The 23571-nt window shown below is 65.8% G+C and carries 18 protein-coding genes; 11 read left to right on the forward strand and 7 right to left on the reverse strand.

Features of this window, described 5'->3' with window-relative positions; all coding sequences use genetic code 11:
* Positions 1 to 51 precede the first annotated feature (51 nt).
* Positions 52 to 1065, forward strand: coding sequence for a tRNA dihydrouridine(20/20a) synthase DusA (dusA, locus tag OP495_RS12980; protein ID WP_280569802.1), 1014 nt, complete (start codon positions 52 to 54; stop codon positions 1063 to 1065).
* Between the two features lie 19 nt (positions 1066 to 1084).
* Here dusA and OP495_RS12985 read toward each other — a convergent pair whose 3' ends face one another.
* Both OP495_RS12985 and OP495_RS12990 read right to left on the reverse strand, forming a co-directional pair.
* A complete protein-coding gene (locus tag OP495_RS12985; protein WP_280561658.1) occupies positions 1085 to 2110 on the reverse strand; it encodes a succinylglutamate desuccinylase/aspartoacylase family protein in 1026 nt (341 codons plus the stop codon).
* A 126-nt stretch (positions 2111 to 2236) separates the two neighbouring features.
* Positions 2237 to 2989 carry a CDP-alcohol phosphatidyltransferase family protein gene (locus OP495_RS12990; RefSeq protein WP_280561659.1) on the reverse strand — a complete coding sequence of 251 codons (753 nt, stop codon included), beginning with the start codon at positions 2987 to 2989 and terminating at the stop codon, positions 2237 to 2239.
* Positions 2990 to 3168: 179 nt separating this feature from the next.
* Here OP495_RS12990 and OP495_RS12995 point away from each other — a divergent pair, with 179 nt between their 5' ends.
* The 5 genes from OP495_RS12995 (at position 3169) to OP495_RS13015 (ending at position 7518) form a co-directional block, all read left to right on the forward strand.
* Positions 3169 to 4146, forward strand: coding sequence for a zinc-binding alcohol dehydrogenase (locus OP495_RS12995; protein WP_280569804.1), 978 nt, complete (start codon positions 3169 to 3171; stop codon positions 4144 to 4146).
* Positions 4147 to 4243: 97 nt separating this feature from the next.
* On the forward strand, positions 4244 to 4642 hold the full coding sequence (locus OP495_RS13000) for a 6-carboxytetrahydropterin synthase (RefSeq protein WP_280569806.1): 399 nt from the start codon (positions 4244 to 4246) through the stop codon (positions 4640 to 4642).
* The gene (locus OP495_RS13005; RefSeq protein ID WP_280569808.1) at positions 4639 to 5688 is read left to right on the forward strand and encodes a glycosyltransferase family 4 protein; all 1050 of its coding nucleotides are present in this window, start codon (positions 4639 to 4641) and stop codon (positions 5686 to 5688) included. Before OP495_RS13000 ends, OP495_RS13005 begins: the two co-directional genes overlap by 4 nt.
* The gene (locus OP495_RS13010; protein WP_280561667.1) at positions 5685 to 6551 is read left to right on the forward strand and encodes a class I SAM-dependent methyltransferase; all 867 of its coding nucleotides are present in this window, start codon (positions 5685 to 5687) and stop codon (positions 6549 to 6551) included. The genes OP495_RS13005 and OP495_RS13010 overlap by 4 nt, the downstream gene beginning before the upstream one ends.
* Entirely contained in the window at positions 6538 to 7518 is a 981-nt protein-coding gene (locus tag OP495_RS13015) for a lysylphosphatidylglycerol synthase transmembrane domain-containing protein (protein WP_280561668.1), read from the forward strand. The genes OP495_RS13010 and OP495_RS13015 overlap by 14 nt, the downstream gene beginning before the upstream one ends.
* Positions 7519 to 7573: 55 nt before the next feature.
* Here the strand turns inward: OP495_RS13015 and OP495_RS13020 are convergent, their stop codons facing one another.
* Complete coding sequence (locus tag OP495_RS13020; RefSeq protein WP_280569810.1) at positions 7574 to 8407, reverse strand: RibD family protein; 834 nt, start codon at positions 8405 to 8407, stop codon at positions 7574 to 7576.
* 83 nt (positions 8408 to 8490) lie between these two features.
* On the opposite strand from OP495_RS13020, the gene OP495_RS13025 reads away from it, so the two are divergent.
* Positions 8491 to 9645, forward strand: a complete 1155-nt coding sequence (locus OP495_RS13025) for a GTP cyclohydrolase II (RefSeq protein WP_280569811.1) — start codon at positions 8491 to 8493, stop codon at positions 9643 to 9645.
* Between the two features lie 13 nt (positions 9646 to 9658).
* Here the strand turns inward: OP495_RS13025 and OP495_RS13030 are convergent, their stop codons facing one another.
* Genes OP495_RS13030 through recC form a run of 4 tightly spaced genes read right to left on the reverse strand, consistent with a single transcriptional unit; the run spans position 9659 to position 19849 of the window.
* Complete coding sequence (locus OP495_RS13030; protein WP_280569813.1) at positions 9659 to 10492, reverse strand: creatininase family protein; 834 nt, start codon at positions 10490 to 10492, stop codon at positions 9659 to 9661.
* Positions 10489 to 12456 (reverse strand): exodeoxyribonuclease V subunit alpha, encoded by a 1968-nt coding sequence (recD, locus tag OP495_RS13035; RefSeq protein ID WP_280561674.1) that lies wholly within the window; start codon positions 12454 to 12456, stop codon positions 10489 to 10491. The genes OP495_RS13030 and recD overlap by 4 nt, the downstream gene beginning before the upstream one ends.
* On the reverse strand, positions 12453 to 16220 hold the full coding sequence (gene recB, locus OP495_RS13040) for an exodeoxyribonuclease V subunit beta (RefSeq protein WP_280569815.1): 3768 nt from the start codon (positions 16218 to 16220) through the stop codon (positions 12453 to 12455). The genes recD and recB overlap by 4 nt, the downstream gene beginning before the upstream one ends.
* Positions 16217 to 19849, reverse strand: a complete 3633-nt coding sequence (gene recC / locus OP495_RS13045; protein WP_280569817.1) for an exodeoxyribonuclease V subunit gamma — start codon at positions 19847 to 19849, stop codon at positions 16217 to 16219. Before recC ends, recB begins: the two co-directional genes overlap by 4 nt.
* Before the next feature lie 233 nt (positions 19850 to 20082).
* On the opposite strand from recC, the gene bioB reads away from it, so the two are divergent.
* The 4 genes from bioB to OP495_RS13065 form a co-directional block, all read left to right on the forward strand.
* Entirely contained in the window at positions 20083 to 21195 is a 1113-nt protein-coding gene (gene bioB, locus OP495_RS13050) for a biotin synthase BioB (protein WP_280561680.1), read from the forward strand.
* Between the two features lie 3 nt (positions 21196 to 21198).
* Positions 21199 to 22359, forward strand: coding sequence for an 8-amino-7-oxononanoate synthase (gene bioF / locus OP495_RS13055; protein ID WP_280569820.1), 1161 nt, complete (start codon positions 21199 to 21201; stop codon positions 22357 to 22359).
* Entirely contained in the window at positions 22356 to 23111 is a 756-nt protein-coding gene (locus tag OP495_RS13060) for an alpha/beta fold hydrolase (RefSeq protein ID WP_280569821.1), read from the forward strand. Before bioF ends, OP495_RS13060 begins: the two co-directional genes overlap by 4 nt.
* A partial coding sequence (locus OP495_RS13065; RefSeq protein WP_280569823.1) for a methyltransferase domain-containing protein occupies positions 23108 to 23571 on the forward strand: 464 nt, incomplete at its 3' end. The genes OP495_RS13060 and OP495_RS13065, both read left to right, overlap by 4 nt.

A 23571-nucleotide genomic window follows, 5' to 3' on the forward strand; every position in this document is an offset into this window, starting at 1 on the left:
ATGACTAAACAGGATGTATATACAGTATAGCGAACATGGTAAGTCGTTGATATGAAAGCACATGACCCTATTTCAAAGGCTCGCCGGTTTTCAATTGCCCCGATGATGGATTGGACGACCCGCGACTACCGCGCGTTTGCCCGTACACTGACGCGTGAGGCGCTGCTGTATACCGAAATGGTCACGACCGGGGCGATTCTGCATGGCTCTCCGCGCGAGCGCTTTCTCGGGTATAGCGACGTGGAGCATCCGGTGGCGCTACAACTAGGCGGCAGCGATCCTGCTGCACTGGCGGAATGCGCCGCCATCGCCGAAACCTGGGGCTACGATGAAGTCAATCTGAACGTCGGTTGTCCCAGCGATCGGGTACAGAACAACCTGATTGGTGCCTGCCTCATGGAGCACCCAGGCAAGGTGGCGGCGGCGGTCCGTGCCATGCAAGCAGCAGTTTCGATCCCGGTCACGGTCAAGTGCCGCATCGGCATCGACGAACAGGACGAAGACGCCGACCTGGCGCACTTCATCGAGCGTGTCGCTGATGCCGGCTGCGAGGTCTTCATCGTGCATGCCCGAAAGGCCTGGCTCGAGGGGCTCTCGCCCAAGGAAAACCGTGACGTGCCGCCGCTCAATTATCCACGCGTGCATCGTCTCAAGGCGCAGTATCCCGACCTTCATATCGGCATCAACGGCGGTATCAAGACGCTGGACGAGTGCCAAGCGCAGCTCGAGAAGGTGGATAGCGTGATGATCGGGCGTGAGGCGTACCAGAATCCCTGGCGACTGGCCGGTATCGATGCCGCCATCTACGGCGGCACCTCGCCCGTGAGTAGCCGCCATGCGGCCGCGCGTGCTTTCCGGCCCTACATCGCCGAACGCTTGGCAGAAGGGGCCAAGCTCAACCACGTCACCCGCCACCTGCTCGGCCTGTTCCAAGGCTGCCCCGGCGGGCGTCAGTTTCGGCGTCACCTGTCGGAAAATGCCCATCGCCACGGTGCCGGGCTGGAGGTTTTCGACGAAGCATTGGCCAAGGTGCGCGAGCTCGACACCGCAAACGCCGTCGCCTGAGCTGACGCAGTGGGCCAGGCTATAGCTCCTGGCGGGTCTCGAAATCGGAGTGGAAGGTTTCAACGGCGTTCTCAGCCTCTTCGATTTCATCGAAGCGCGCCACATGAAACAGTGCTTCGCCCTCATTGGCGAGCGGCAGATTGCTCATGCCAATGACGATACCATCGGCGTTGGCGAGCACTTCCTGCTCGGCATTACCGAACGGATCGGCAACGCGTCCCAGCACATCGCCCCGTGCAACGCGTGCGCCCAACCGCGTCCGAGGCCGCAGAATGCCGTCGCTGGGCGAGCGAGCCCAACTCGAGCCATTGGCGACCTCCGCCACTGCAGGCGCATGACGACGCCGATCGGTGGGGAGCATGCCCAGCAAACGCATCACGCGCTGCACACCTCTTACCCCCGGCGCGATCGCCCACTCATCGAAACGCAGCGCCTCGCCAGCTTCATAGGTCAGCACCGGCACATCACGTGACTGCGCATATTCCCGCAGACTTCCCTCGCGCAACTCGGCATTGAGAATCACCGGCACCCCAAGCGCCTCGGCCATGGCCTGGATCTCAGGTCGATTCTGGAGCTGTGCTCGCACCTGCGGAAGATTAGTGCGATGAAGTGCCCCGGTATGCAAATCGACGATGTGTGTCGCCAAGTCGACGATCTGCTCGCGAAACAGCGACGCGACGCGCGAGCCCAGCGATCCGACCTCACTCCCCGGAAAGCAGCGATTCAAGTCGCGTCGGTCGGGCAAGTAACGCGTCTGCTGCACGAAACCGAAGACATTGACGATCGGCACCGCGATCAACGTGCCCCGCAAGCGCGATAGCGACGCCAGCCTAAGCATGCGACGCACGATCTCGACGCCGTTGATTTCGTCACCGTGGATGGCCCCGCACACCAGCAGCACCGGTCCTGGTTGACGGCCATGAACGACCTCGACGGGAATATGCAGCGGTGCATGGGTGTAAAGCTTGGCCACCGGTACATCGATCTGTGCCCGGCTGCCGGGCGGAATACGCGTACCGGCAAGTTCGAAGGGAGCGCGAGCCATGCGTGTTCCTATACCGTAGATGGCGGATTCTTTATACTCGCCATGGCGCCTCATGAGGCCAAGTCATGCAAGCGATTCTTATTTTAGCCGTCACTGGAGGGCCCTGACCTCTCCCAGACCGTCACCTTAGATACGCATGCGTCGATGGCGATATAGCCACGCGATATCACTCGCAAACGAGTACATCAGTAATACCAGCGCCAGACCCACACAGAGCATGGCCCAGAGGGGGGAGACGAACGGCAGCAGCGCCACCAACAGACTAGCGACTTGCCAGACACATATCAGCTTGCGGCGCCGGCTCTGGGGCAACGGTCGACGCAACCATGTCCATGCATACCCCGCCGCTACGAAGGTGTAACGCATGGCGCCCACTACCAGCACCCACCCCCCGAGCTTGTCGAGCACGATGAGCGCGCAGCACAGTACAGCGATGAAGAAGGCATCCAATTCCATATCGAAGCGGGCCCCGAAGGCAGTGGCGGATTGCGTCTGCCGGGCTACCCAGCCATCAAGGCCATCCAGGCACAAGGCCAACAGTGCCAGCCCTGCCATTTCCAGTGCATGGCGCTGCATGAAAGCAGGAAAGGCCATACTGCCGGCAAGCAATGCGATCAGCACTCCCCGCAGCAGAGTCACGCGATTAGCCCAGCCCAACCAGCGCCGCGCCGCCGGCCATGCCCAGAGGATGATCAGCGCCATGCCCAAGTATACCCCCCCTACCGACCAGCCAAGCCCCACGGGTGCTGTCAGGTGCCACTGCACGGCCTCTACCAGCACCCCCACAAGGCATAGACCTAACAGCAGTTCAAGGACCGCCGGCAAACCATGCACCAAGGACGGCTTGCGACCAGTAATATGGGGTGAGGTGGAACGCATGCCCTTTCTCCGAAACTTTCTCGTCTCACTATGGCAGAGATACCGATGCTCAGCGCTATTTTCACTACGCTGATGGCACTCACGACTGGAAATAAAGTGGTACAGAAAAGCAGATATGTACAATACCTGTACATGAATGATGTCATGGACGATACTCAAGGTGAATAAGGAGATTTGCCATGCTCGCAACGAACGCCCAGGCTTTCTGGATACAGGCACCGGGGCACGGTGAGATCAAACAGCACGCCTTGCCCTCCCGACAAACGCATGAGCTGTTGGTCAGAACACGCTACAGCGCCGTCAGCCGCGGCACCGAAAACCTCGTTTTTCAAGGCAAGATCCCGGAGAGCGAATATACACGCATGCGTGCGCCTTTTCAGGAAGGGGATTTCCCGGGGCCGGTCAAATATGGCTATGCCAACGTCGGCGTGGTCGAGGAGGGACCGGAGGCCTGGTGCGGCCGCGAGGTCTTCTGTCTCTATCCTCACCAGACACGCTATATCGTTCCCATCGAGGCCGTCGTTCCCCTACCCGAGGATCTTCCCGCCACACGCGCGGTCCTCGCGGCCAACATGGAAACCGCCGTCAACGCTTTGTGGGACGCCGCCCCACGCGTCGGCGACCGAATCAGCGTTATCGGCGCCGGCGTGGTCGGTAGCCTGGTCGCCTGGTTGTGCCAACAGACTGCTGGCGTGCGCGTTCAATTGCTCGACATCGATGCCGGCAAGGCCGAGCTGGCCGCTGAGCTTGGCCTGCCCTTTCGTCATCCACACGATGCCGAGGATGAACAGGACATCGTGATCAACGCTAGCGGCAATCCGCACGGCCTACGCAGCGCCCTGACACTGGCGGGATACGAAGCGGAGATCATCGAACTGAGCTGGTTCGGACGCGACGAGGTCACACTACCCCTCGGCGAGGCTTTTCACTCTCGGCGGTTGACGCTGCGTGCCAGCCAGGTCGGCGGTGTCTCGCCAGCACGACGCGCGCGACGCAGTCATGCCCAGCGCCTGCAACTGGCTCTGACGCTACTGCGCGACGCCCGCCTCGATGCCTTGATCGACGCTGAAAGCGATTTTCAAGACTTACCCACCACCTTGGCACGCCTGAGCGACACGGATCGCCCGGCACTGTGTCATCGCATACGCTATTCGTGACGCTATCGCCAGGCGGTGGCGCCCGTGTTACACGCATAACCACTAACACGCACAACCGGTCATACACATAGTCGGCAATACAACAGGAGTCACACGGATGTTCAGCCTGACGGTTAGAGACCATTTCATGATCGCGCACAGTTTCAACGGCGAGGTCTTCGGCCCCGCGCAACGCTTGCACGGTGCCACCTACGTGGTCGATGTCGCCTTCAAGCGCCCCGAGCTCGATCGCGACGATCTCATCGTCGATATCGGCCTGGCCAGCCAGACACTGTCCCGCGTGCTGAGCGACCTCAATTTCAACAACCTTGACGACGTGCCCGAATTCCAGGGCCGCAACACGACCACCGAGTTCATGGCCAAGGTGATTTTCGAACGCCTCGCCCACGCCATCCGCCAGGGCGAGCTCGGCGAGACCGGGCATGGCCTGACGGCCCTCGGCGTCACGCTGCATGAATCGCATATTGCCTGGGCGAATTACGAGGGCGCGATATGAGCCATCCCGTGACCCTGATCGTCGCCGGCGACCCGGCGCAGTTGACCGGCGGCTACGTCTACGATGCGCGCATCGCCACCGCCCTGCGCGAACACGGCTGGCCGGTCGAGGTCATCGGCCTCGAGGGGCGTTTTCCCGAACCCGACGCCACGGCGAAAAAGGCACTGGAAAACGCCTTGGCGACCAGGCCCACAGGCGCCCATGTGATCATCGATGGACTCGCGATGGGCGGGTTGCCCGACGTTCTCGAGGCCCACGCCCAGCGTTTGACGCTCACCGCCCTGGTTCACCATCCGCTCGCCGACGAAACCGGCCTCGGCGACGCCGAACGCGAGCACTTCCTGATCAGCGAAACGCGCGCACTGTCGGCGGTGCGCGACGTCATCGTCACCAGCCCTTTCACCGCTCGGCGTTTAGCGGATTTCCAGGTCGGTCCTGAGCGCTTGCACGTGGTCGAACCCGGCGTGGAGCGCGCCCCGGTAGCACGTGGCAACACTGAGGTGCCACGCCTTTTGTGCGTGGCCACGGTCACTCCGCGCAAGGGGCATGACGTGCTCATCGAAGCGCTGACCACGCTGACCGACCTGCCCTGGACATGCGACTGCATCGGTGGTCTGGATCGCGCACCGGCACATGTCGAGCATGTCCAGGCACGCATCGCCGCCCACGGCCTGGAAGAACGCATCCACCTGCTCGGCGAGCGACCCGCCGATGCGCTGGACGAGGCCTATCACGCCAGCGACATCTTCGTGCTGCCATCTCATTACGAGGGCTACGGCATGGTCGTCAGCGAAGCCTTGGCGCATGCCCTGCCCGTGGTCACCACCACTGGCGGCGCGCTCGCCCATACGCTGCCCGACGATGCCGGCCTCAAGGTGCCCGCCGGCGATATCGCTGCACTCGCCGGCGCCCTGCGCGAGATGCTCGGTGACCCGAGCAAGCGTCAGACATGGCGCGAAGGCGCCGAGCGCGCCCGGGCCTCGCTGCGCGATTGGTCACAGGTCGGTGCAGCCTTTGCCACCGCTTTGCAACGAGGCGCCGAATGAACACCGCCGGCACGTTCAGCGAGTCCTGGCTAGCGCAGCGCGAGCAGGCCGATCACGATGCTCGCGCCACGGCCCCCATGCAGGCCGCCGTCGACTGGCTTGCCACGCGTGAGCGCCAAGTGCCCTGGCAACTACTCGATCTCGGCAGTGGTAGCGGCGCCAATGTGCGCTATCTCGCGCCTCGCTTGCCCGGCCCTCAGCACTGGCATCTGCTCGATCATGACGATGCCCTGCTCGGCCATGCTGTGGAGCGCTGTCATTCCTTGCGCGATAATGCGGGAACGCCCCTCCGCGTGACCACATACCAGCGTGACCTGCATGCGCTCGACGCGTCATGGTTCGCCGGTATCGACCTCGTCAGCGCCTCGGCGCTGTGCGACCTGGTCAGTGCCACCTGGGTCGAGGCCCTGGCCGACGCCTGCGCGGCTCATCGCGCCGCGACATTAATCACGCTCAACGTGGACGGCAATATTCGTTTCCAGACCGATGACGTGGCGGTCAATGATGCCGAAGATGCCTGGCTCTTCGAGATACTCGCCGCGCATCAACGCCGCGATAAGGGTCTCGGACCTGCGCTGGGCACCACGGCGCCCCAGACATTGATCGCAGCCTTCACCGCCAGAGGCTTTCACATCGTCAACGCTGAAAGCACCTGGCGCCTGACGCCAGCGCAGCGCCCGCTGGCACTGAACCTTATCGATGGCTGGGCCGCCGCCGCCCGTGAGCAAGCCCCGCACGATCGCCAGCGCATCGAACGCTGGTGGCAACGCCGCCGGGAGGCCCTCTACCGGGGGCATCTCGACCTGCACGTCGGGCACCGCGACCTGTTCGCCGCCCCGGAGCCAGACCATGCGTCCCGCTAACGCAACCCTTGCACGTCTGGGCGTCAGCCTGGTGCTGATCGGAGCGCTCGCCTGGCAACTCGATACGCGGGCGCTGCGTGACGCCTTCGTTACCCCCTCGCCAGGCTGGCTGTTGCTGGCATTGGCCATCAGCGTGCCCCAGGTGGTGCTCTCCGCCTGGCGCTGGCGCCTGACCGCCCGCCGTATGGGACTGACGCTACCGCTGCGTCGTGCCGTAGAGGAATACTATATGGCCACTTTCCTCAACCAGGTACTACCGGGCGGCGTCATTGGCGACGCCTCACGGGCCTGGCGCCATGCCCGGTCGAGCAGCGATCGTCCACGGGCGTGGCGCGCGGTGATCATCGAACGCCTCTCCGGCCAACTGATGCTGGCCGTGATCGCCATCGTGGGGCTGCTATCTTCGCCGACCTTGCGCGATAGCATGCTCGGTGGCCTTGCCCGGCTGGGGAATGCCCCTGGTGCACTAACGACAGTAATCATCATGCTGAGCGTGTTGGGGATCTGGGGTTATCGCCGTCCTCCGGCCTGGCTGCGCAACACGCTGGACGACCTCGGCACCGCCCTGGTCGCCTCGCGCATGTGGCTCTGGCAATGCCTCAGTTCGCTGGGCGTGGTGGCGAGCTATATCGCCGTCTATGCCATCGCCGCCCGCGCTGCGGGAGCTGATATCGACTTCGCTACGCTATTGCCGTTGATTCCGCCGGTGCTGATGGTCATGGCGATTCCCCTCTCGGTAGCCGGCTGGGGGCTACGTGAGAGTGCCGCCGCGCTGGTATGGATGGGCGCCGGTCTCGATCCCGCCCAGGGCGTGGCCATTTCGCTGATTTACGGCGTCGTAGTGCTGGTCTCGAGCCTGCCAGGCGCCTGGCTGCTCTGCCACCGGCGTCGCCAGCATCGCGACCGTGATGCACAAGCAAGCGCCCCGCTGACGAGCAAGAGTGGAGGAGACTGCCATGCGCGATGACGCAGAGGGTATTTACAAAAGAGCTGCACTCGACAATCCGGCGTTAAAATCGGCCTCAGGAACGCAGCGCCAGATCGAACAGCGTGTCATCGCCCATCGCAAAGGTACGACACGGCGGACGCAGGGCGGCGTCGAGGGCCTCGATTTCTGCCAGGCTCACCGCCGGGCGCCCCGAACCGATCAACAGCGGCGCCACGACCACATGCAAACGATCGAGCTGGCCATCCGCCAGGAACCGCGACACGGTCTGTCCGCCGCCCTCGACGAGCACACGGCGAAGACCGCGTGCCGCCAGGGTGTCGAGCAGCGCCGACGGCGTCAGATCGGCCGCGCCGTCGGGCACCAGCGACTCGACGTGCGCGCCCAGGGTATCGCGCGGCAATGGATGCCGGGTGATATGCAACGTCGGGGCATCGCCACGCTGGAATACAGCGCTGGCCGCGGGCACGCGGCCGTTGGGATCGAGAATCACGCGTACCGGGTTGCTCCCCGTTACATGCCGCACGGTGAGTTGCGGATCGTCGGCACAGGCCGTGCCCGCCCCGATCACCACGGCATCGACCAGCGCGCGCAGGCGATGCAGATGCACACGACTCGCCTCGCCGGTGACATAGTGCGAGGCACCGGTGATCGTGGCGATACGTCCATCGAGGCTCTGCCCCAGCTGCGCAATGACGAAGCGCCCGGGCGTGGCGCTGCTCGGCAGCAGACTATCGAGCAGTGCCGTCGCCTCCGCCGTGACCGGATCCTCGGCCTGCCAGGCACCGCCACGCCAGACGCGCAGTCGGCCGGCTGCCAGCGTCAACGCCGCATGGCCGTCCCAATCCTCGCGCCGAGCCTCGCAAATCCCTTGCCAGGCCAGCGCCACATCGAGTGTCGCAGGACTCATACGGTCTCCCGTGCTGTGTGCCAACGAAAGTGTCATGACACGTCATCGAAGCATTACGACGCGCAAAAACCAAGGAGAGGCTCATGAGACAGGTAGAACGTGCGATCTTCGACTTGCGCCGCGGCCTGCCGGTCGTGCTGCGTACCCCACAAGACGACGTCTTGATCCAGCCACTGGAAGGCATCGACGACACCGCTCTGACCGCGCTCGCCGATATGGCCGGCCATGCGCCCAGCCTGGTGATCACCACGCATCGCCTCGCCCGACTGGGCACGCTTGCCCCCCGTGACGCCGACGCGGTAAGCCTGCCACTCGGCACACATCACCATGCCAGCGATGTCGTCGCCTGGGCCATGGCCGCCACGGCCGAGCCTCCGGGCGTCCATCCGCCCGAATCCGCCTCGGCGGCGGAAACGGCCGCGCTGGGCCTGATGCGGCGCGGCCTGCTGGTCCCTGCCGCGCTCAGCGTCCGGGTCGATGCGACGCAGCGCGAGTCCCTGGCCGCGCTCATCGAAGACGGCACCCTGCTCGGTGTGGCGCTCGACGACGTGCAACGCTACGGCGAAGGCGATACGACTTCGCTCAAGCGTATCAGCGAAGCCAACGTGCCCCTCGCCGATGCCGAACACGCCCGCTTCGTACTGTTCCGTGAAAGCGACGGCCTGCGCGAGCATCTCGCGGTGCTGGTCGGCGCCCCCTCCGGCTGGGCGGACGCCGTGCCGGTGCGGCTACATTCGGCGTGCCTGACGGGTGATCTGTTCGGCAGCCTGCGCTGCGATTGCGGCGAGCAGTTACGCACCAGCGTGGCGGCCATTAGCGAGCGTGGCGGCGGCATCTTGTTGTATCTCGCCCAAGAAGGACGCGGCATCGGCCTGGCCAACAAGCTACGCGCCTACGGCCTGCAGGATGCGGGGCTGGATACCGTCGATGCCGACCAGGTGCTGGGTTTCGGCGAGGACGAGCGGCAATACCGGGCAGCGTTGCAGATGCTGGCCGAGCTCGACGTCACGCGTATCGCACTACTGACCAACAACCCCGAGAAGATCGCGGCCATGAGCCTCGGCGGCATCGACGTGGCGGGGCGCGAGGCCTGCTATGGCCAGCTCAACGAGTACAATCGACGTTACCTGAGCGCCAAGGCCGAACGCGCCGGGCACTGGCTGGAGGGCGTTCTCGAAAGCCCCGACGCCACTGACAGGCGCACGGCGCACCGCGATACCTCCGGTTCGTTCGAATGAGATGACGCGCGCCTCACTGTGGTGAGCGTTCGCGCAGCTGGGCAAGCTCGAAGCAGTGGGCCTCCTCGATCACATTCGCCAGGCGCGCGGCGAAATGAGTGACCAGCCGTTCCCCCAAGGCCGGCGTGGCCAGGGTCGCATTGCCCACCACGCCGCTGGGGTGCAGGTCCTGCGCCATCCAGGCGAAACCGGCATCACCCTCGGGCAACAGCGTGCGCCCGGCGCGTTCCTGGTGAGCCCCTAACGAGACTGCCTCGTCGAGCTCGGCCTGGCGTACCTTGTGAGGCGCCAGATGCATCATCATCGCGGTTTCCAGCGCGCCGCCATGCAACCCATGGCGCAACTCCTCGGCGGGCAGCGCGTCTTCGGGTGGCGTGAAGCGAAAGTAATTCGCCTTGACCACCAGCAAGCCGTGGCGCTCGCGCAACTTGAGTGCCGCCAGATCGACCACCGCCTTGTTGCCGCCATGGCTATTGAACAGCACCAGGCGGCGAATCCCCGCACGCGCCACGCTGGCACCGATATCCACCAGATGCGCGATGGCCGTCTCCGGCGTCAGGCTCAAGGTGCCGGCGAAGCCGCCATGCTCGAGGCTCGAACCCACCGCTAACGTGGGCAGTATCAGCAAATCCAAGGATGTCGCGACACGTTCGCGCATCGCCGCGACCAGGCCATCGGCGATATCCACATCGGTGGAAAGCGGCAGATGGGCGCCATGCTGTTCGATGGCTCCCAACGGCAACAACGCCACGCTCTCCGGCCCTACGCGCCGGGCCAGCTCGGGGCTGCTCAGCGACGCCCAGTCGACGCCACCGAGCGCGGCATTTTCAAGCGATGAAGCGTTCATGATGTCTCCTCCTTTTCCAGCGCCGCCACCCAGTCGGCGAAGCCACTGTCACGTACCACGCGTCGATGCAAGGCGCTGTCCAGGACCCGCGCGTCGCCACCGGCCAGCGTCAACTGGCGCTTGGCGCGGGTAATGCCGGTATACACCAGCTCGCGGGTCAGGATCGGGTTGTCATGCTCGGGCAGCACGAACAACACGTGGTCGAACTCGGAGCCCTGCGATTTATGCACCGTCATCGCGAACACCGTCTCGCAGGCCTCGAGACGCGAAGGCAATACCGCCCGTGCACCATCGGCGGTCGCAAAGAACACCCGCAGATGCTGCTGCGCCTCGGGGTCGGGCAGGACGATACCGATGTCGCCGTTATAGAGCCCCAGTTGCGGGTCATTGCGTGTCACCATCACCGGGCGCCCGGCGTACCACCCCTGATGATCGTCGATGAGGCCCTCGCCCCACAGGCGTGTGGCGATACGCGCGTTGAGCCCTTCGACGCCCCAGGGACCACGTTTGAGCGCACACAGCACCTGGAAATCCCCCAGCCGCTCCAGCACCTCCGTCGCCGTGGCGCCTGCCGCAATACGCCGGTAGAGATCACGATAGCCGGCCAGCGCGGCACGCTCGACGGCCGCCTGGTCGCGCGCCGCCGCCAACCAGTTGATATCCGCGTAACCCGCGTCCCACGCGCGGCGAAACGCGGCGATGTCGCCGGCATTGGTGGCCGCCGCCAGGACGCCGATGCCGCTATGTGCATCGAAACGGTAGCTCTTGCGCAGCATGACCACGTGATCGGCCAGCGGTGAGCACGCAGCATCGGGCGTCATCGCGATGCCCGCCAGCCGCTCGAGAACGTCACAGGCGTGAGGCGAATAGCCCTGATCCAGGGCATTGGCACAGAGATCGCCAAGCACCGACCCAGCCTCCACCGAGGCGAGTTGATCCTTGTCACCGAGCAGAATCAGGCGCGCCTCGGCCGGCATGGCGTCGAGCAACGCGGCCATCAGTTCCAGATCCACCATCGAGGCTTCGTCCACCACCAGCAGGTCGAGACTCAGCGGATGCCCAGCGTGATGGCGAAAGCGCCGCGTATCCGGACGCGCGCCAAGCAAGCGGTGCAGCGTCAACGCCTCGCGTGGCAAGGCTGCCTTGACGTCATCGCCGACGTCGAGATCCTTCACCGCACCGGCAATCGACTCGGACAAGCGCGCTGCCGCCTTGCCAGTGGGCGCGGCCAGCTGGATACGCAGACCGTGGCTCGACTCCGCCGACGACAGCGCCTGCGTCTGAAGCAATGCCAAAAGCCGCGTCACGGTCGTGGTCTTGCCGGTGCCGGGGCCGCCGGAAATGATCGTCAGCCGGTTGCGTAGCGCCAGCGTGCACGCCACCTTCTGCCAATCCGGCGTGTCATCGTGCGCGGCGTTCGCGGCAAACAGCCGCGCCAGAGGCTCGGCCAGCGACGCCTCCACCGGCAGGGGCCGCCCCAACCGCTCGCCGAGATACGCCGCCACCGCCTGCTCGGCAGACCAGTAGCGGCGTAGATACAAGCGTTCGCCCGCCAGCACCAGCGGCGTAGTGCCCGGCCCAGGCGGCGCCACCAACGGCGACGCGGCCAATCGCGCCGCCCAGGTGGCACTATCCAGCCCCTGCAGAAAATCCTCGGGAAGCGGCACCTCAGCCTGCGGCGCGCTCTCTTCCAACGGCGGCAGCGAAAGCACGTCGCGCGGCGCCGACAAGGCACGCGACAGCGCCAGGCAAACATGGCCACGTCCCAGTTGATGGCTGGTCAGCGCCGCCGCCAGCAGCACCTCGGCCGGCGCCTCGAGGTCGTGCTCGGCGAGAAAGCGCACGAAGTGGGTATCCAGCGCACGTAGCCAGCCCAGCGCCTCCCACCATGCCAAGCTCTCGAACAATCGCGCGCGCGAAGGCGGGGTCGCCTCCAGGGTCAAGGAATATTGCGCGTCGCTCATGCATTCTCTCCCGGGGTAGTCTCAGGCGCTGCGACGCCATGTTCGCGACGCAGCGCCTCGACGGGCGCCGCGTCGCCGGCGAGCCAGGCATCCAGGGTCTCGATCAAGCGCCGTTCGGGGCACCGCTGGAAGACGCCATGATCCGGCGTGCCATCGAAGCCGCGCAGGAACACGTAACAGGCCCCGCCCATGTGGGTATCGTAATCGTAATCTTCGAGACGCGCCGTCAGCAGGCGGTGCAGTGCCAGCACGTACAACACGTACTGCAGGTCGTAGCGATGCGCAACCATGGCCTCGGCCAGCGCCTCGTAGTGATAGTCGGCCAAGACATCGCCCAGATGATTGGACTTCCAGTCGAGGACGTACCAGCGGCCGTCTTCGGCCTCGAACACCAGATCGATGAAGCCCTTGAGCATGCCGTTGAGCTTGCGCGGCGCCAGCCGGGGGCGCGGCGTCGGCAAGGGCTCCAGCGCGCAGACCAGCGCATCGAGCGGCGTACTCCAGGCATCCTCGGCGGGCAGCCAGAACTCCAGCTCGGCCCGCCAGGCGGCCAGTCCATCGAGACGGATTGCCGCGCCCTGGTGGCCGGCGAACGGTGCCGGCAGCGCCTGGCACAACCAATCGAGCAACACCGGCGCCCACTCGGCGTCGAAGCCGCCGAGGTGCAGGCGCGTGCTGACCAGACGCTGCAATTCGTCGCGATAAGCCGGTTCGCTCAGACGATCGAAGTCCACCGCTTCCAGCAGGCCATGCAGAAAGGTCCCCGGGCGCGGGCCGCGCGGAAAATCGCGCAACGTGCGCGCCGCGGGACGCGGTACCGGATCGCGCTCACGGCTGACCTCGACATCCAGCGTCGCCGGGGCGTCCCAAGGCAGCGCCTGTGCGCCCCCGCCGGTCTCGAAACGCGCGTCGACGATCAACGCCGAATACGAGGCGATCCACCAGTCGTCGTCGATGCCCCCCGTAAAGCGTCGCGCCGGCGCCATTTCCGGAGCGTCGTCGCCGAGGCGCAGGCGATGCGCGGGTGGCTCGGGCAGCGCCTCGACGTTCAGCGCCGCCGCCAGGCGCTCGCGCAGCATCTGGCCGTCATCATCGGCCTGGCAGCCCAGCAATCGGCCCAGCGCCGTCTCGTGCAGGCAGCTCGACGCGCCACGCCCGCGCCCCAGTTGCGCAACACCCAGGCGGCAGGCATGCGCGGCCCGCGTGAGCGCGACATAGAGCAGCCGCACATCTTCGTCCAGTCGCGCCCGCTCGGCGGCCGCCAGTTGCGTGTCGTCGGCACCATGCATCCAGATCCGGCCCTCTTGCGGATCGCGCCATTCGAGCAAGCCGGTGCCGCGATCCGGCGTCGCCGGCCGGTAATCGCAAACGAACGGCAACAACACGATGGGATACTCGAGGCCCTTGGCCTTGTGGATGGTAATGACCTTGACCAGTTCCTCGTCGCTTTCCAGCCGCTGACTGACCGCCTCGGCATCGAGCTCGGCCGCCCCTTCGAGGAGCGCGCGATGCCACCAGCGCAACAGCGCATGCTCGCCGTCGAGTCGGGCCGACACCGTCTGCGCCAGCTCACCCAGATGCAACAGGTCGGTCAGCGCACGCTCGCCGTCATCGCGCTGTCCCAGGCGTTCGGCAACCCGGAAGTCGCGCATCACCGCACGCAGCATGGGCAGCACGCCACGCCGCTGCCATTGGCGATGATAGTCGGCGAAACGCTCGACTTCGCGTTCCCACGCCAGCTCGTCGGCGAGCAGCGTTTCCAGCGTCGCCGGCGTATCGCACAACAGGCGCGTCGCCAACGCCGCCTTGAGGCGAGCATCCTGGCGCGGCTGCGCCACCGCCTCGAACAACTGCAACAGCTCGAAGGCCAACGGGGTATCGAAGACGCTGGTGCGCTCACTGAGATAGACGCTACGAATGCCGCCCTCGGCCAGCGCGCGACGTACCGCCAGCGCCTCGGCGCCCTTGCGTACCAGAATCGCGATGTCCGCGGGACGCACCGGACGCCGAGCGCCGCTGTCATCAACGAAATAGGCGCCGCCCTCGAGCATCCGCTGCGTCTCGGCACGCGCGGCGCTTGCCATGCGGGCCTGATATTCTGACTTGGTGTGGCGTTCCTCATCCGGCCACCAGGCACCGAGCGCCGCCATGTCGTTGCCATCGGCGTCCACCAGGCGCGTCGACTTGCCCTGGGCTGCGACTTCGACGAAAGGGATCTCGTCGCTGCCGAACGGTTCGGGATGACGCGTGAACAGCGTATTGATCGACTCGACCATGGCGTGGCTGGAGCGAAAGTTGCGCGCCAGGGTGAAGCGACTCGGCGTTTCGCGCCGCGCCGCCAGATAGGTGTCGATATCGGCACCGCGAAAGGCGTAGATCGCCTGCTTGGGGTCGCCGATCATCAGCAAGGTGGTCGTGGTCTCCACCTCGGGCGCCCGGTAGATGCGCGAGAAGATGCGGTACTGCAGCGGATCGGTATCCTGAAACTCGTCGATCAACGCCACCGGCAGTGCTCGACGAATGCGTCCCGCAAGGCGCAGCGCGGCTTCCGGGGCCGCGTCGGGGTCGAGCGCGGCATCCAGATCGCACAACAGATCGCCGAACTCCCACCAGCCCTGGCGACGCTTCTCGGCGGCGAACATCGCCGCCACCGTGTCACGCGCATGGGCCAACACTTGCGGCGCCAGTTGCTCGAAGGGCGTCGCGGTCTCGGCTAGCTCGTCGAGCAGCGCGAAAAAGGCATGCGTGGGCGCATCACGCCCCTTCTTGGTGGCCCCTTCGAGTTTGGCCTGACTCAGCCAGAAGCGGCCCTGGCTATCGGTCGTGTCGTCATCGCCGCCCGCCTCGAGTGTCGTCAGCCACTGCTCGAATGCCGCCAGGCGTGTCTCGAGCTCTTCCGGCTTGTAACTGCGCTTGTTGAGAGCGCCGCGCTCGAAAGCGTCCTGCAGGCAGGTCGCGATGGCCTCGCGATCCCACGCCTGGCGCAGCCGGGCTTCCAGTTCACTGCGAGCGGCCAGCGAGCGCTCGGCACTCTCCAGCAACGCGTTCAACGAGGCAGGCGCCTGAATATATTCGCCGTCCCACCACAGTGGCTGCGCCCGACCCTCCTTGAGCAGCGGCGTCAAAGCGCGACTCAGCGCCTCAGGCCCCTCCCAGCGGCGACGGATTTCACGTTGCCAGTGCGCGGCGAGAGGATAGAAATGACAGCGCCAATAGTCCTCCACGACCCGCGTCAACAAGGCCGAGCCATCCTGCAGCAACTCGGCGCCGAAACGCGCGCCGGCATCGAAGGCGTGGCGCGTCAGCATGCGCTGGCAGAAGCCATGGATGGTGAAGATCGCCGCTTCGTCCATCAGTCGCGCAGCCTGATCGAGGCGCTTGGCGGCACCGGCCAGGGCATCGTCACCGGCCTCGACCAAGGGCCCCAGCAGCGCCGCGAGTACCTTGTCGTCCCGCGTCTCTTGCGGCGCCAGCAACCAGTCGCGGGCTTCCTTGAGACGTGCACGAATGCGCCCACGCAGCTCGGCGGTGGCGGCTTCGGTAAAGGTCACCACGAGAATTTCCGGCGGCAACAGCGGGCGCGGGAAATCATACTCTTCACGCCCGGGCAACGGGCCGAGCACCAGACGCACATAAAGTGCCGCCAAGGTGAAGGTCTTGCCGGTGCCCGCGCTGGCCTCGATCAGGTGATGGCCGGTCAACGGCAGCGTCTCGAGCACCAAGGGCTGAACGGTCGGTGCCGTGGCATGGCTGGGCGACGTCATGAACGACCTCCGTGTACCCGCTGGGCGATGCGCGCCAGCATGTCCATTAGCGGCGCATACTGGGTGAGCGAGGCGGCGATGCCGCCCGCTGCCTCGAAGGTGGCGAAATCGGGCCACAATTGCCCCAGTGCACCGTCACTCGCACGCAGCGCCGCCGGGCCGGCGAAAGCATCGGTTTCATAACGTGCGATGAGCGCCTCGCGCAGACCGGCATCCGGCGCCTCCCCTGCCGCCAACGGCGCCCAGTCGGCACGCGGCAGGCGCTTCCAGACCTCCTTGGCGATCTCGTCGATGGCCGGCCACGGTGCTCGATAAGCACGCGCCCAGGCCGCCAGCAGGCCATCGAGTTCGCCTGCGGCGCTGGCCTTGTCCAGCCCCGGGAGGCTCAGACAGCGATCCTCGAAGATCGCCGTCCAGGCACACGGCGCCTCCAACGTGGCATTGGCAAGCAGCCAGCGCAGATAACCGGCATACAACCGATGCAACTTGCCGACGTGGCGATAAGGGCCTTCGCCCTCGACCTTCAGATGCCCGTAGTGGCCTGGCTCCAGCGTCACCAGCCGCCAGGGCGTCGAGGCCTCTTCAGGCGCGGCGAAAAGCCCGTCCAGACGCGCCTCCAGAGTGAGTTCTTTGTCGTCCAGAGCTTCATGACCAGCGACATGACGCACCAGCGGCGGCGTCGACGCGACGCACTCGGCCACCTCGCGGCGCCAGCTTTCCACCTGGCGCGACAGGCGCGCCAGCCGCGGTTCGATCAGCGCCTCGCCGAAACCGGCCGTGGGCAGGCGCCCGGCCATGCGCAGCCGCTCGGCGACGGCGGTAAGCGGCACACCCTCCCGGGCGCCCTCGAGCAGCTCGCGCTTGAGATCGTGGTCTTCCAGGCCGTCCAGCGCGAACGGCTCGTTATCCTCGTCGGGCACATGGGCGTCAGCAAAATGCACGCCCAGGCGCCCGAGATAGACCGTCCAGGGGCGACGCAGCACGCGTTGTAGATCGCCCAACCCGAGCGGTTCGCTGGGCAATTCGACCACCGCAGCGGCATGTGGCGGCACGGATTCGTCGCGCTCGGGTGGCATATACAGCGCCTCCCAGCTCGACTCATAGGTGAATCGCGGATCGTCTCGCTCGAAGTAGCGTCGCGAGAAGGGCTGCAACGGATGTGTCTCGATCAGGCGCTGCGCCAGGCGCGTGGCGCGGTCGGCGGCATCGCTCTCCGGCGCGTCCCAGCCCTGTTCGAGGGTATCGAGCAACTCGCCGATCAACACTGACGGCGGACGCGGAGTATTGTCGCGCACGTCGCGCCCTACCCAGGAAAGCGTCAGGCGTTCGCGCGCCGAGAGCATGGCCTCGAGCATCAGATAACGATCGTCGTCGCGACGCGAACGATCACCGGAACGCGGCCGCGTCGCCATCAGATCGAAATCCTGGGGCTGGCGCACGCGGGGATAGTCGCCATCATTCATACCCAGCAGATAGACATGACGAAAGGGAATCGCGCGCATCGGCATCAGCGTCGCGAAGTTGACCTTGCCGGCCAGAAAGCGCTGCGCGAGGCCGCCTTCGTCGAGTTCGGCGCGCAGCGCATCGCGCACCACACCGAGTCCCACCGGAGCCTCGAAACCGGCCTGCCGGCATTGCTGCGACCAGCGGCCCAGCGCCGCGTCGAGGCGTGCCACGACATCGTGCTCCTCTGCCGTGGTAGGGCTCAGGCAGGCGGCTAACAAAGCCTGCAGACGTCCCAGCCATGCCTCGGGGGACAATCGCTCGCTCAAGGCCGCACGCTGCGTTTCCAGGGTATCGAGCAGCGCCGCCACACGCCCGGCGAGATCGGCCTCGAGCCCACCCACCTCGGCATACGGTACGATACCCTGGAAGTCCCAGCGCGGCGAGTGCCCCAGTGAGTCATCACTTTCGCCCTGAGCGCCGTTCGCATCCGGTTCGCCCACGGCGTAGCCGAGCAGCATGCGCGACAGCCCAAAACGCCAGCTGTTCTCGCCCAGCGCGGGGAATCCCAATGATCGACGGTGCTCGGCACTCAGCCCCCAACGCACACCACTACCGGCCAGCCACTGGCGCAGCCGTTCGAGCTCGGCCTCGTCGATGGCGAAGCGAGCACGAAAGGCGGGCACTTCCAAAGCATCGAGCACTTCGCTGACCGTCAGACGGCGCTCGGGCAAGTCGAGCAACAGCAAAGCCAGTACCATCAACGGGTGCGCCTCGCTGGCCACCTGGTCGGCGATGGTGAAGGGAATATGCCGAGCGTGCGACGGCGGCAACTGGCCAAAAACCGCCTCAATGCAGGGCGCATAGCGGTCGATATCCGGCACCATGACCACGATGTCGCGAGGCCGCAGCGATTCGCCCGCCGCCTCAGCGTCCTCGAAGGCCGCCAGCAAGCGATCGTGGAGGATCTCCACCTCGCGCAGCGGTGAGTGAGCGCTGACAAGGGCCAGGGAGTCGTCGTCCTCGGCGATCGTTCTCGGCTCGCCTTCCTGTCGGGCGCGCTCGCCGGGGTGCGCCAGTTCGAGCACGTCCTGCTGTAACTGCTGCAACAGCGTCGGCGACTGCGCGGGCGCCATGTCACGAAAGACATCGGTTTCCAGATCGAAGCCGCGCGCGCTCTCGAATTCATAAAGGCCGACGATGAAATCACGCCCCTGGGTGCCCCACCCCGCCAGCAGTGGATTGGCGTGCAGATGCAGGGCTTCCTCGTCGAGCTCGGCCAACCACGGCGCCTCGGGATGGCGCGTTTCCTGCTCATGGCGTGCCTGGGCCGATAACCGCCCGGCACGCTTGATGGCATCGCGGTCGGAAACGATATCGCCCCAGTAGTGGCGACACGGGTTGGCGATCATCAAAAACACATCGACCACGCCGGAAAGCGCGTGCAAGGCCTCCAGCGTCTGCGCCGGCAACGCCGAGATCCCGAATACGAACAACCGGGGCGGCATATCGCGGGGCCGCTCGCGAAGCTGCCGGGCCGCGTCGAGAAAACGCCGGTGCAGACGTGCGCGATGGTGCTCGCGCGCCTGTGCCGGAGCGTCTTCGATCAGCGCCCGCCACAACGCCGGCTGCCAACGCTGATCGTCGGGCAATTCCTCAGGCGCGGTCTCGCCACGCTCCCAGGCCTCGATCCATTCGGGCCGATAGATCAGGTACTGATCGAAGAGATCGGCGAGGCGCACCGCCAGGTGCCAACGGCGCCGCTCTTGCGCCTCATATGCAGCGCCCGGCATGGGACTGGCCTCCAGCGCCTCGCTCTGCAGGTAATCGCGAAGCGGCGCGTAACAGCTCGGGTCGTCCGGCACGGCTTGCGGATCGAGACAGCGCTCCAGCAGATCCATCAGGCGCCAGGCCAGCGGCGTCTTGTCGAACGGTGATTGCTCGGGAATGTCATCACCGAGCACCGCGCGGTAGGCACGCCACACGAAGCTCGAAGGCAGCGGAAAATCCACCGAGGCAGCAATACCGTCGGCCTCGGCCAGCGTCAGGCGCAACCACTGCGCCATACCGTTGGATTGCACGAGAAAGGTTTCCGGCACTAGCGGTGGTTGACGATGGCGCCGAATGACATCGAGCGCCAGGGTTCCCAGGTCCTCGAGATGATTGGCGTGTATGACGCTGAACATGGATGCTCCCGGCGGTCGAGGTAACGTCCAGTAGTATCTTACACCATCGTGTGGATGGCCCCGAGCCCCAGCAAGAGCAGGAAGCCAACGTATCTGGAACCTTCCGCACGCCAGAAAACGTGGCGCCGCCGCTAGTCAACTTTACGCTAACCAAAAGTTGACATATAGGCGCATACTCGTACCCTAATTGTTAACTTTAAATACTAAACAAGTTAACAGAGAGTGGATATATTATGCCTGCCCAGTCACACGACAACGCTTGGGCCGATCCTTCCGCGACGCCCCGGACGGCCATTCGATACGATTGGTCTTTGGAAGAGATCGAAGCGCTGTTCGCGCTGCCCTTCAACGACCTGCTGTTTCGTGCCCAGCAGGTGCACCGGGAATATTTCGACCCCAATGCCGTGCAGATCTCCACCCTGCTGTCGATCAAGACCGGCGCCTGCCCCGAGGACTGCAAGTACTGCCCGCAATCCGGGCACTACAACACCGGGCTCGGCAAGGAGAAGCTGCTCGAGGTCGAGAAGGTGGTGGAGCAAGCCAAGGCGGCCAAGGATGCCGGGGCCAGCCGCTTTTGCATGGGCGCCGCCTGGCGCAGTCCCCGGGAACGCGACCTGGACGTGGTGCTGGAGATGGTCGGTCGGGTCAAGGCCCTGGGTCTGGAAACCTGCATGACGTTGGGCATGGTCGACGCTCACCAAGCGGGCCGATTGGCCGAAGCAGGCCTGGACTACTACAACCACAATCTGGATACCTCACCGGAATACTACGGCGAGATCATCACTACCCGTTCCTACGCCGACCGTCTGGATACCCTGTCCAACGTCCGTGATGCCGGCATGAAGGTCTGTTCGGGCGGGATTCTCGGCATGGGCGAGGCGCCACGCGACCGCGCGGCTCTGCTGCAACAACTGGCGCGCCTGGAGCCGCACCCCGAATCGGTGCCGATCAACATGCTGGTCAAGGTGCCGGGTACGCCGATGGAAAACGTCGAAGACCTGGACCCGCTGGAGTTCATTCGCGCCATCGCCGTGGCTCGCATCCTGATGCCCAAAAGCCACGTGCGCCTGTCTGCCGGCCGCGAGCAGATGGACGAATCGACTCAGGCCATGGCGTTTCTCGCCGGTGCCAACTCGATCTTCTACGGCGATACCCTGCTGACCACCGGCAACCCGCAGGTGGAGCGCGACCGGGCGCTTTTCGACAAACTCGGCCTGCATCCCGAACCTATCGACCCGGATGCGCCCGACGCCCGCAGCGACGATGAACAAGACGAGATCGCACTGGCCCATGCCATTCAGCGCCAACGTGACGACGCCCTCTTCTACGACGCCGCCCGGGCCTGAGCCGTGCTATCGCGTGCAGACCTCTGGACAAAGCGGCTGGCGGAGGCTGAGGAAAAGCGCCGTGCTCACGATGGCTGGCGGCAACGCTCCACCCTTAGCGATGTCGCGCCCTTCATCGACTTCGCCGGCAACGATTATCTGGGCCTGGCCGACGACCCGCGTCTGGCCGAGGCTCAAACCGAGGCCACGAGACGCCTGGGTGCCGGCGCCAAGGCGTCGCATCTGGTCTCCGGGCACCTCGAGATCCACGAACGACTCGAGCGACGCCTGGCCGCGCTGACCGGCCGCCCCCACGCCCTGCTGTTCTCCACCGGTTACATGGCCAACCTAGGCACCCTGCAGGCGCTATGCGACCGCCACACCCCGGTCTTCCAGGACCGCCTGAACCACGCCTCGCTGATCGACGGTGCACGGCTCGCCGGCGCGCCCTCGCGGCGCTTCCACCATCGCGACCTCGATGATCTCGAGCGCCTGCTCGCCCGCTCACCGAGCGATACGCCGACGCTGGTGGTCAGCGACGGCGTATTCAGCATGGATGGCGATACGGCCGACATCGCCGGCCTCGCCAGCACCTGCCGACACCAAGGAGCCTGGCTGATGATCGACGACGCCCATGGTCTCGGCGTGCTCGGCGAACATGGCGACGGTTGCGTGGGACGCGCCCACGGCGTCGACGACGTGCCGATACTGGTCGGCACGCTCGGCAAGGCACTGGGCAGTGCCGGGGCCTTCGTGGCCGGTGACGAGGCGCTGATCGATCACCTGATTCAGTTCGCCCGTCCTTACGTCTACACCACCGCCCAGCCGCCCGGCGTGGCGGCGGCCACCCTGGCCGCCCTGGACATCCTCGAAGACGAGCCCGAGCGCCGCACCTGGCTGTTTGAGCGCATCGGCCGCTTCCGCCGCGAGGCCGCCACACTCGGCTTGCCGCTGGCCAACTCTCGGACGCCCATCCAGCCTATCGTGCTGGGGGACAACGCGCGCGTCATGCGCTGGGCCGAGCGCCTGACCCGGGCCGGATTGCGCGTCGGTGCCATCCGTGCGCCCACCGTGCCTCGTGGCCAGGCACGCCTGCGCATCACCCTCTCCGCCACCCATGAGACGACGGCCCTCGACGCTCTGCTCGAAGCGCTGGCCGCCTGCCAGCGGGAGGAGCGCGCATGACTGCCACACCCGAAAAACGCCTGGTCCTGCTCTCCGGCTGGGGCTGCGACGCCCGCCTCTGGCAAGCGCTAGACGGGCACTGGTCACCGGAAGTCGACGTCGAGACGCCGGATTGGCCCGGCTACGGCGATCGCGCCGCGCTCGACGATCCCGTCTCGCTGGAGTCCTTGGCCGATGCCATGGCCAATGACCTGCCGAGTAACGCCGTCTGGGTCGGCTGGTCGCTGGGCGGACTGCTGGCCGGCGCCCTGATCGACCGGCTGCCCCCGCCCCACGCCCTGGTGTTACTCGGGATCGGCGAGCGTTTCCCCCATCCGCAAGGCGTCAGCGCAGCCGACTTGACCAACTTCCGCGACGCCTTCCAGCGCAATCCGGAGGCTACCCGTAGCCACTTTCTGCGCTGGCAACTTGGCGGCGAACCGTCCCCCAGGAGAGCCCATCGCCGGCTGCGTGCGATTCTAGGCGACGATGTCCCAGCCTCGCCTGCCACCTTGGCTGCGGGGCTCACGCAGCTCGCGGAGATCGACAATCGCGCGCGTCTGGCCACACCGCCCTGCCCGGTGCATCGGCTGGCCGGTGAGGCCGACCCGCTGCTGGCCCCGGCGGTGCGCGAACGGGCCGACTACCGTCTGCCCGAGGCCGGCCACTGCCCGCTCATCAGTCAACCGGAACGACTCGTCCATGCGCTGGCCGCCATCATCGTAGCGCCGACGCAGTCACTCGCCGAGGCCGCTCTGGAGGCGATGCCATGACCGCACTGCCATGCCACAGCCTCGATGCGGACACCGATGCTCGGGATCGCGACTGGCGCGCCCGGGTCGCGCATGCCTTTTCCCGTGCCGCACCGCATTACGCCCGCCGCGCCACCGCCCAGCATGCCATGGGCAAGCGCCTGCTCGAGCAACTGCCCGATCACGCATGCGATGTACTGGATCTGGGCTGCGGCCCCGGCGACCTGACCGCTGCGCTGGCAACGCACTATGGCGCCGACTGTACGGTCAGCGGTCTGGATCTTGCCGCGGGCATGCTCGACGAGGCACGTCGACGCCATCCTGAAGCGATTCGCTGGATATGCGGCGACGCCGCCATGTTGCCCCACGTTGACGCCAGCTTCGATCTCGTCGTCTCCAATCTGGCGATCCAATGGTGCCCGGACATTGACCGGGTACTTAACGAAATCCGCCGGGTCCTGAGGCCGGGAGGACGTGCGCT

The organism is Chromohalobacter sp. 296-RDG, from assembly GCF_029889885.1.
In the GTDB taxonomy this organism is placed as follows: domain Bacteria; phylum Pseudomonadota; class Gammaproteobacteria; order Pseudomonadales; family Halomonadaceae; genus Chromohalobacter.

Bases quoted from the DNA above. Each gene is read 5' to 3' on its own strand.
- dusA (WP_280569802.1), top strand. From the start codon at position 52: ATGAAAGCACATGACCCTATTTCAAAGGCTCGCCGGTTTTCAATTGCC.
- OP495_RS12985 (WP_280561658.1), bottom strand. From the start codon at position 2,110: ATGGCTCGCGCTCCCTTCGAACTTGCCGGTACGCGTATTCCGCCCGGC.
- OP495_RS12990 (WP_280561659.1), bottom strand. From the start codon at position 2,989: ATGCGTTCCACCTCACCCCATATTACTGGTCGCAAGCCGTCCTTGGTG.
- OP495_RS12995 (WP_280569804.1), top strand. From the start codon at position 3,169: ATGCTCGCAACGAACGCCCAGGCTTTCTGGATACAGGCACCGGGGCAC.
- OP495_RS13000 (WP_280569806.1), top strand. From the start codon at position 4,244: ATGTTCAGCCTGACGGTTAGAGACCATTTCATGATCGCGCACAGTTTC.
- OP495_RS13005 (WP_280569808.1), top strand. From the start codon at position 4,639: ATGAGCCATCCCGTGACCCTGATCGTCGCCGGCGACCCGGCGCAGTTG.
- OP495_RS13010 (WP_280561667.1), top strand. From the start codon at position 5,685: ATGAACACCGCCGGCACGTTCAGCGAGTCCTGGCTAGCGCAGCGCGAG.
- OP495_RS13015 (WP_280561668.1), top strand. From the start codon at position 6,538: ATGCGTCCCGCTAACGCAACCCTTGCACGTCTGGGCGTCAGCCTGGTG.
- OP495_RS13020 (WP_280569810.1), bottom strand. From the start codon at position 8,407: ATGAGTCCTGCGACACTCGATGTGGCGCTGGCCTGGCAAGGGATTTGC.
- OP495_RS13025 (WP_280569811.1), top strand. From the start codon at position 8,491: ATGAGACAGGTAGAACGTGCGATCTTCGACTTGCGCCGCGGCCTGCCG.
- OP495_RS13030 (WP_280569813.1), bottom strand. From the start codon at position 10,492: ATGAACGCTTCATCGCTTGAAAATGCCGCGCTCGGTGGCGTCGACTGG.
- recD (WP_280561674.1), bottom strand. From the start codon at position 12,456: ATGAGCGACGCGCAATATTCCTTGACCCTGGAGGCGACCCCGCCTTCG.
- recB (WP_280569815.1), bottom strand. From the start codon at position 16,220: ATGACGTCGCCCAGCCATGCCACGGCACCGACCGTTCAGCCCTTGGTG.
- recC (WP_280569817.1), bottom strand. From the start codon at position 19,849: ATGTTCAGCGTCATACACGCCAATCATCTCGAGGACCTGGGAACCCTG.
- bioB (WP_280561680.1), top strand. From the start codon at position 20,083: ATGCCTGCCCAGTCACACGACAACGCTTGGGCCGATCCTTCCGCGACG.
- OP495_RS13060 (WP_280569821.1), top strand. From the start codon at position 22,356: ATGACTGCCACACCCGAAAAACGCCTGGTCCTGCTCTCCGGCTGGGGC.